The organism is Acetobacter sp. AN02 (assembly GCF_029759835.1).
GTDB lineage: Bacteria > Pseudomonadota > Alphaproteobacteria > Acetobacterales > Acetobacteraceae > Acetobacter.
In genome coordinates this window covers 23,971-32,399 of record NZ_JAJJND010000022.1, presented here as the reverse complement: position 1 = coordinate 32,399, position 8,429 = coordinate 23,971, and the positions used below count along the sequence as shown (strand labels likewise).

At 58.5% G+C, this 8,429-nt stretch carries 6 protein-coding genes; 3 read left to right on the top strand and 3 right to left on the bottom strand.

Annotation, left to right across the window (positions count from 1 at the left end):
* On the top strand, positions 1–1,201 hold a 1,201-nt coding region (locus LOC54_RS04430), incomplete at its 5' end, for a HEPN domain-containing protein (RefSeq protein ID WP_279312626.1).
* A gap of 78 nt (positions 1,202–1,279) precedes the next feature.
* Here the strand turns inward: LOC54_RS04430 and LOC54_RS04425 are convergent.
* Together LOC54_RS04425 and LOC54_RS04420 are read right to left on the bottom strand one after the other, a co-directional pair.
* Complete coding sequence (locus LOC54_RS04425; RefSeq protein WP_279312625.1) at positions 1,280–2,068, bottom strand: deaminated glutathione amidase; 789 nt, start codon at positions 2,066–2,068, stop codon at positions 1,280–1,282.
* A 30-nt stretch (positions 2,069–2,098) separates the two neighbouring features.
* Positions 2,099–3,025: an MBL fold metallo-hydrolase gene (locus LOC54_RS04420; RefSeq protein ID WP_279312624.1), complete on the bottom strand. Its 927-nt coding sequence runs from the start codon at positions 3,023–3,025 to the stop codon at positions 2,099–2,101.
* A 470-nt stretch (positions 3,026–3,495) separates the two neighbouring features.
* Between LOC54_RS04420 and LOC54_RS04415 the strand changes: the two genes are divergently transcribed.
* Together LOC54_RS04415 and LOC54_RS04410 are read left to right on the top strand one after the other, a co-directional pair.
* Positions 3,496–4,553, top strand: a protein-coding gene (locus LOC54_RS04415; RefSeq protein ID WP_279312623.1) for an IS630 family transposase whose coding sequence is annotated in 2 segments (ribosomal slippage) — positions 3,496–3,988 and positions 3,988–4,553 — 1,059 coding nt in all. Because the reading frame shifts where the segments join, the coding sequence is not laid out codon by codon here.
* Positions 4,554–4,630: 77 nt separating this feature from the next.
* A complete protein-coding gene (locus LOC54_RS04410; RefSeq protein ID WP_279312622.1) occupies positions 4,631–5,677 on the top strand; it encodes a hypothetical protein in 1,047 nt (348 codons plus the stop codon).
* Here the strand turns inward: LOC54_RS04410 and LOC54_RS04405 are convergent.
* On the bottom strand, positions 5,661–8,429 hold the full coding sequence (locus tag LOC54_RS04405) for a glycosyltransferase (protein ID WP_279312621.1): 2,769 nt from the start codon (positions 8,427–8,429) through the stop codon (positions 5,661–5,663). The genes LOC54_RS04410 and LOC54_RS04405 overlap by 17 nt on opposite strands.

Sequence of the window (8,429 nt, the reverse complement as noted above, 5' to 3'; positions counted from 1 at the left end):
GTCGAACAACCTTGGCGCATCATGTCAATCGGACTGCGCAATTGGGCGCATAGGTTCTAGCAATCAATGGTTGGTATTAAAAGAAGCGATCTTCGACTCAATTTCAGTGCGGTATAATGACATATCAGAATGGTTTCTTCACTGGAGGCGGATTGAGGGCTCGACTGGTGAAACACTCAGATGGACAAACACACCAAAGAGTATAAATGTCAGCGTCAGAACCCCTGATGAACACTTCGATCTGAGAAGCAGACACCATAGCTCCCACAGGCAATCAGGAGAAGATCTGATACTGCATGAGCATATGGAATTCGTTTTTTCGGCAAAAGAACGCCGGTTTAGTCTTTCTGATATTAAAATAAAAACTAACGAACTTTTATTTTTATTTTCTATTCTGCTTGCCTGCCCGGTCACTATCAGAAGCGTTTCTGTTTCACAGAAATCCGGTTCTTCCTTCCGGATCTGGTTTCTCATGTTCAGACGACCCGAAGGAATCAGAACAGATGGTATTTCCTGGAATAAGTTTTTTGCTCAGACACCCGTATCTGACGAACGATGGCAGTCAGTTTTCGACCGTTATTATCAGTCTGAATACAAAAAAACATGTTGGGTACGTCTGGCGGGTATGCAGAGATATAATGGGGTGTGGGAATATCAGATACTCGGTTATGTCAGTCTCCTGGAGAGGTATCTGAACATCAGGTTTGACGGAAGCAGACTGCCGGAATCTGTTCCCCCTTCCTCGAAGAAAATAAGTAAATTCCGGTCAGATCTCGCGAATGAAATACCAGATATACCCTGCGGGAAGCAGGAGAGAATCGTTGCGATTGCCAGGCGGGCATTTGCATCAGACAGATTCAGTTTTGAAAATAAATATACGATAGCAATGAATGATATAAATCCTGATATAAAGAAAATTATCAACCTGACAGAAAACGAATTCTCACTTATAAAGAAAGTAAGAAACAGAATCGCGCATGGCGATGGTCATGACCTGGAAGAAGAGGACTTTCTCGCCACCAGCCAGACTCAGGTAAAAATATCATTACTTATGGTATATTGGGCATTCTTGGATTTCGGATTCACAACACGTGAATTTATCAGGTGCTTAAGCAGCACGCATAACAGCCTTGGGCTGACTGAAATGATCGACAGAGTTCATATGGAGCGTATAACCCAGGCAGATGAATGTTCCCAATAACTATAGAAAATTTCAATCCATCCATGAAATTAAAAGGAATTTTATCACAGATCACTTTCCGTCCGTGATCTGAAAAAATCACCGCAGACCAGGATCGGAAAACCGGCGGTTCACCAGCACCGGCAGGGACCGGCGGACCGACGCCACATGCTCCGAGGACACATCCGCAACCAGCAGATCAGGGCCACAACCGGCACGCACCACCGCAACCCCCAGCGGATCAATCAGCATGCTGGACCCGATATTCCTCGGTCCGCACTCACCGACAGCCGCAACATAACACGTGTTTTCCAGAGCCCGCGCCGTCGCCATCACCTCCCAGTGATGCTCTTTCAGAGGCCCGCGCACCCACGCCGCCGGAACCAGAAGCAGCTCCGCCCCGTCCAGAACAAGCCTGCGCGCCATCTCGGGAAAACGGACGTCATAACAGATCATCAGACCCGTCCGGACACCGCCGATCGTCACAACCGGCGGAATATCATCTCCCGGCGTGTAGTAATCAGACTCCTTCGTGGAAAAAGCATCGTAAAGATGAAGCTTTTTATAAAGAGCCAGAATACCGTCCCGGGAGACGACAAACAGCGTCATGCTGACCCGCCCGTCCGCCTCCGGAACCGGAATACATCCCGCAACCGTCAGCGCAGTGTCCCGCAGCCCCGCAATCAGCCCCGACAGAAACGGACCCTCCGGAAGCTGAGCCTCCCGCCGCCCCAGCCCCGGATCATCAGGATCAGACGCCAGAACATTCTCCGGAACAACCAGAAGATCAGCCCCGGCCGCAACAGCCCTGCGCGCATAATCCAGCACAACGGACAGATTGACCTTCCAGTCCGGCACGACCGCAAACTGCCCGAGCGCTATCCTCACGAAAATCCCCTTTATGCAAAACTGATGAACCTACATACGATTGACAGGAATCTTCAGATAAACCGTCCCGTTATCCTCCGCCTCGGGAAAATGACCGGCACGCATGTTCACCTGAACGGACGGCATGATCAGCTTCGGCAGGGACAGCGTCGCATCCCGCGCCGTACGCATCGCCACAAACTCCGCCTCGCTCACACCGTCATGAACATGAATGTTCTGCGCAAGCTCCGCGCCAACTGTCGTCTCCCAGACATACTCATCCCGCCCGGGCGCCTTATAGTCATGACATAAAAACAGTCTGGTTTCGGAAGGAAGTTTCAGAAGACGCCGGATGGACCGGTAAAGCGTCTCCGCATCCCCGCCGGGAAAATCAGCCCTGGCCGTGCCGTAATCAGGCATGAACATCGTATCGCCGACAAACGCCATACCCCCGATGACAAACGCCATATCCGCAGGCGTATGCCCCGGAACATGCAGAGCCGTACATGCGACAGAGCCAAGGGAAAACCGCTCACCATCCTCAAACAGATGACCGAACTGAGACCCGTCACGCGCAAACTCGCTGCCCGCATTGAAGATTTTACCAAACACGTCCTGAACGCGCAAAATCCCCGCCCCGATCGCAAGCGTCCCGCCCAGACGCTCCTGCAGCCACGGCGCGGCAGACAGATGATCCGCATGAACATGCGTCTCAAGCAGCCACTGAACCGTAAGCCCTGCCTCCCGGACATAAGCCTCAACACGCTCCGCCGGCTCATACGCCGTCCGCCCGGACTCCGCCTCATAGCCCAGAACACTGTCCACGATCGCAGCCTGCATGGTCGCGGGATCATGAACCACATGCGTCGCCGTAAAGGTCGGCTCATCGAAAAACGTCCGGACCACCGGCTCCGGCCCCGCACCGGCCAGAGCCCTCCGCACCTGGGCCGCAGCAGTATCAAGCGCAGTGTCAGACATGCCCCTCACCCCCGGTTTCCGACATCGAAAGGCTAGTTTGGAGGATATTTTCCGTCAAGAATATGCGTTTTATATCGGGGTAGATATGCATTCTGCCCGGGTAAAAAACAGCCGGACCGGATTTTATGAAATATTGAGACACGCTTCGGATAAACACCGGTCAATATCCGGCCTTTTCTTCCCATATATACGAAAAAATCCGAATAAACCTCAGAAAACAAAAGAAATTCCTGCAATTTTTATTGCACGTATAATTAATATCTAATTAATACCGCTCCATCCAGACCTGTCCCTCTGCTTCGGGCACATACCCCGCCCGGGAGACCCCCAGCCCATGTCCGCCCTCTCACGGTTCGCCCGCGCTCTGCTCATACCAACTCTGGGATGCCCTGACTTATATTTGATTTCTTTAGGGTATCGTTTTGGATCGCCCTGTGATTCACCGGATGTTGCACCGGGGAGACATCCAAATGGGCAGAGCGTTGGCATTGCGTGAAGATTACGATGCGGTGGGTCTGCGTGGGCTGGCGCGGACAACGAGGCATGCGGGTCAGGCACGTCGGCTTCTGGCACTGGCAGCAATCTGCGATGGTGCTTCACGCGGAGACGCGGCACGTCTGGCCGGGACGGATCGGCAGATTGTGCGGGACTGGGTGATGCGTTTCAACGCCGAGGGTCCGGATGGTGTGCGGGATCATCATGGTGGCGGTGTTGTTCCTCGTCTGACTTCGGAGATGCTGTCTGCCCTGAAAACCCGGCTCGAAGACGGGCCAGTTCCTGCGGTGCATGGTGTTGTCCGCTGGAGATTGTGTGATCTGTGCGCCTGGCTGCATGAAGCCTGGGGCGTGAGCTTGTCGGAAACGCGTCTGGGTCAGATCATACGTCGTGAAGGGTTTCGTCTGCTGACAGCCCGGCCACGGCACTATCGCCAGGATACAGAAGCCCAGGACATTTTTAAAAAGAGTTCCCTGGTGTCATGGCGGCGATCGGGTCCGGACATTCCGGAAAAGATATCGAAATCTGGTGGGCTGACGAAGCGCGGATCGGCCAGAAAACGAAGCTGACCCGACGGTGGGCGAAACGGGGCACCCGGCCCCGGGCCTTTGCTGACCTGCGCACCAGATCCGCGTGGATCTTCGGGGCCATCTGTCCTGAAAAGGGAACGGCCGCAGGCCTCGTGCTCCCTGTCTGCAACCTGCACGGCATGCAGCTGCATCTCACGGAGATTTCCCGAACGGTCGCATCAGGCGCTCACGCCCTCCTCATTGTGGATCAGGCGGCATGGCATACCAGTCAAAAGCTGGATGTTCCCGGCAATATCACCATTCTCCCGCTGCCTCCCCGGGCTCCTGAATTGAACCCCGTGGAAAACCTCTGGCAGTTCCTCAGAAATACATGGCTCTCAAACAGAAGCTTCAGAACCTATGACGATATCGTTGATATCGCCTGCCATGCCTGGAACCAGATCGTCGAACAACCTTGGCGCATCATGTCAATCGGACTGCGCAATTGGGCTCATAGGTTCTAGCAATCAACGGTTGGTATTACCAGGTCGCCTCTCGGCTGCATGATCCGGATCTGTACACCTTCCTCACCTCGGCAGGCGTGCGCTTCCCGGCCGGTCCCCGCCATTACGGCCTGTCCCTCGCGCTCGGCAGCGCGGAAGTGACGATGCAGGAAGAAGCCGCGCTCTACGCCATGCTGTCCGGAAAAGGCCTCTGGAGACCGCTGCGCCTGACACAGCAGGACCCGCTCACGCCCGGAAAGCCGCTCCTCAGCCCGGAAGCGGCCTTCATGGTCATGGACATCCTCAGCCATAACCCGCCGCCGCCCGAATCCGGCACGCGGATTCCGGTCGCCTGGAAAACCGGCACCTCCTGGGGCTTTCACGACGCCTGGACCACAGGGCGCTTCGGCCCCTATGTCCTCGTCGTCTGGATCGGTAATTCCAACGGAGCCGCCGGCCCCTCCTTCATCGGCGCCAGAGCCGCCGCACCGCTGTTTTTCAGGATCATCGACGCCCTGCAGGCCGAACGGATCCCCCTGCCGATACAACACGATCCGCCTCCCGCCGGACTGAGGCGCATCGATATCTGCCTCGCCAGCGGCAACCTGCCCACCCCCTGGTGCCCGCGCCGCGGGAAAACCTGGTTCATCCCCGGAAAATCACCCATCCGGGTCGATACGGTCTTCCGTCCCCTGGTCATCAGCGACCGGACAGGACTGCAGGCCTGCCCGCCCTACACCGGAAAAGCCACACATACCGAAATCTTCGAGTTCTGGCCGTCCGACCTGCAACACGTGTTCGAACAGGCCGGTATCCCCCTGCGCCACCCGCCCGGACACGAACTCTGCGATGAAAACGGCACGGCCCCGTCCGGAGAGCCGCCCGTCATCCGCTCGCCTTCTCAGGGCGCAACCTATACGCTGCGCCTGAGCGGAAAATCCCCCGATATGGTCCCCTTTTCCGCCACGACGGACGCCTCCGTGCACAGGCTCTACTGGTTCGTCAACAATGCCCTCGAAGGCAGCAGCCCGCCCGGAGGCACCTTCTGGTGGCACCCCGCAACATTCGGCAAGGCACGCATCCGCGTCGTGACGGACACGGGCCAGGAAGCCTCACGGGTCATAACCCTCACACAGGAGCCGTAGCCTCCGCCCGGAACCGCGCAACCGTCTGCTCCAGAATCTCCAGCAGCTCCTTCGCCTGCCCGTCAAAATCCGGCAGCCGGTCCTTATGCGGGTTTTCATAGGCACCAAACCGCCCGGGCGCATCCAGCAGTCCCGTCACCGCACGGCGCAGCCCCCGCAGCGTATCGTCCAGAGGAATGAGCGTGCCGTTCACCCCGTCCTCAATATCCTCGGCCTGCCCGCCCGGCGCGGTCGCAATCACCCAGACATCCCGCGCCAGAGCCTCACGCACCGTCAGCCCGTAGCTCTCCATCCACTGGGACGGGAAAACAAGCACATCAATCCCGGCAAAAAACGCATCCATCCCCGCACGGTCATAGGCCGGAGCCACCTGAACCTGCCCGCGCACCTTCCAGCCGGATATGAAAATCGAGGCAAAACCCAGGTTCAGCTTGTTATCCACCAGCGTCAGACTCCAGTCGCTCCGGTCAAGCGACTCAAAAGCCTCACGCAGGATGGAATACCCCTTCACATCCTCCGTCCCGCCGACATAGCCGAACCGCAGCGGAGCCCCCGCCGGACGCGCAGGACGCGGCGCCTCCGGCCAGTAAAACCCGTTGCGGTTCACCAGAATCTTCTCCGAAGCAATCCCGTTCGCGATGTAAAGCTGCCGGTGGGACTCACTCGGGGTCAGCAGAATCGTCGCCGCATCCAGAGCCTGACGCATCATGATCTCACGCTCGGACAAATGCCGTGCCTCAGGCACACAGCTCTGGCAGGTCCGCAGACTGATCTTCCTCTGGAAACAGTACCGCCCGTCCGCCCGCACCATGAACTGCCGGTCACACAGGAACCAGGCATCATGCAGCGTGATCGCCACCGGAATCCCCTCGGCAGCACAGCAGCGCACCAGACCAAGCCCCAGCCCCTGCAGCGCATGAATATGAACGATATCCGGACGCATCGCCCGCACCCAGTCCGCGAACTGCGCCGTATTACGCGGCACATCCAGCGCCGCCACACGATCATGATCCGGAGGCACGACACAGCCCAGAACAGGCAAACCATGCGTCTCATAACGCAGCGATGCGTTATACCGGTCCGCAAGCCCGGGCGGACGGGACGTAAAGACAGACAGCTCCGCCCCGCCTGCCACCAGACGCCAGGACATCTCCTCGGCAATCAGCGTCGCCCCGCCAAAGGAACGCGGCGCGAAATAGACATTGGCCGTCATCACCCGCAATGCCGCACCCGGAACCGGATCGTGCCCATCCCGGCAGCGCGGAAACACCGGCTCCACCTGAGCCGCACGGATCGCCTCCGGACTGTATTCCACCAGAACGTCCCGACGCGCCGCATCCCCCAGGGACCGCCGCAGATCCGCATCCCCGGCCAGGCGCAGGATAGCCTCCGCCCACTGCGCATCCCCCTCCGCAAGAAGCCCGGTCTCACCATCGCGGACAGCCTCGCGAAACTCCGCGCGCGGCGAACAGATACAGGGCACCCCGAGCACGGCGGATTCAAGAAACTTGATATTGCTCTTGGCGTCGTTGAACAGCGTCGGCTCCAGCGGCGCGATCGAGATGTCCGCCCCGGCAAGCAGCCGCATATAGGAGCGATAATCCCGCGCAGCCAGACGCTCGACCCGCCCCTCCATAAGCCCGAACTCCGGCGGGAGCGTCAGATCGCCGATGATCCGCAGCCTGAGCCTCGGTTCACGCTTCATTGCAGCCAGAATCCCTCCGGCAGCCTCCACAAAATCCCGGTCATGCGTGCGGGAACCGGAGCCGTAGACAATCGTAAGATCATCCCCCCGCACCCCGCCTGCCGCCAGACGCGCCTCATCGGCAATATGCAGCGTATCGGCATCAAGCGCATTGCGGATCACCCGGGTCTCCGCAACACCGGCCTGCCTCATGCATTCAGCCAGCGCAGGCGTAGACGCAATCGCACGCGAACAGCTCAGCATCGCGATACGGAACAGCCTTACGCCCTTGAGGAGATCATTCCGCTCCCGCGCGCCCAGAGAGGACAGATTACCGTTCTCATTATACTGAGACTCATCAAAAATGAGATCATCTACCTCCCACCAGGGAGACAGACCAAGGCGCCGCGCCTCCTCAGTCAGCCGGAGCACCGTGGGAAAGCCCGGAACCCGGTAGAAAATCACCTCCGTGCAGACCTGAAGACCGCTGAGCGCAGTCTCCTGATCCCGCCAGTCCGTAACAGCCACGTCCCAGCCCAGAGACTCCAGCTGCTCCTGCCGCTGCCAGACTCGGTATTTGGCACATTGCTGCAAAGACAGTTCCGCGATGATCAGCAGCTTCGGCGTCATCTCCCGCAGACGACCGGAAGATACGGGAGCCGTAAACACCGCCTCAGGGTCCGCACCGCCTGACCCGCCCGGACCCGTTGTCCCGGAACGACGGCGGGACGGCAGCCGCCCGCGTATGCGCTCCGCCAGCCCTCCGGCTCCCTCCTCACGCAGAATCTCGGCAGCCCGCGCCGAAACACTCCCGAATGACCGGCCTCCGGGCATCTCCCCGTGCAGCCCGCGCCACAGGATCCGCAAGATTGCCACCAGCCGCCCGGCCTTCGATCCGGTCCAGCCTGTAAGACTCTGCCGCGCAGCATGTGCATCCGCCGCAAACGCATCCGAGCGGAAACTGTGGATGCGTGCACTTGCACGATAACTATCTGCCAGCGCCTCAGTCCGCGCAAGCCGGGTTCTGAGCCGGGCAGGATCAGGAAGATCAGAAGATTCTGAAGACAC

What these genes read in the sequence shown, in the direction of transcription:
- LOC54_RS04420 (WP_279312624.1), bottom strand. Translation starts at nt 3,025, where the DNA reads ATGTCTGACACTGCGCTTGATACTGCTGCGGCCCAGGTGCGGAGGGCT.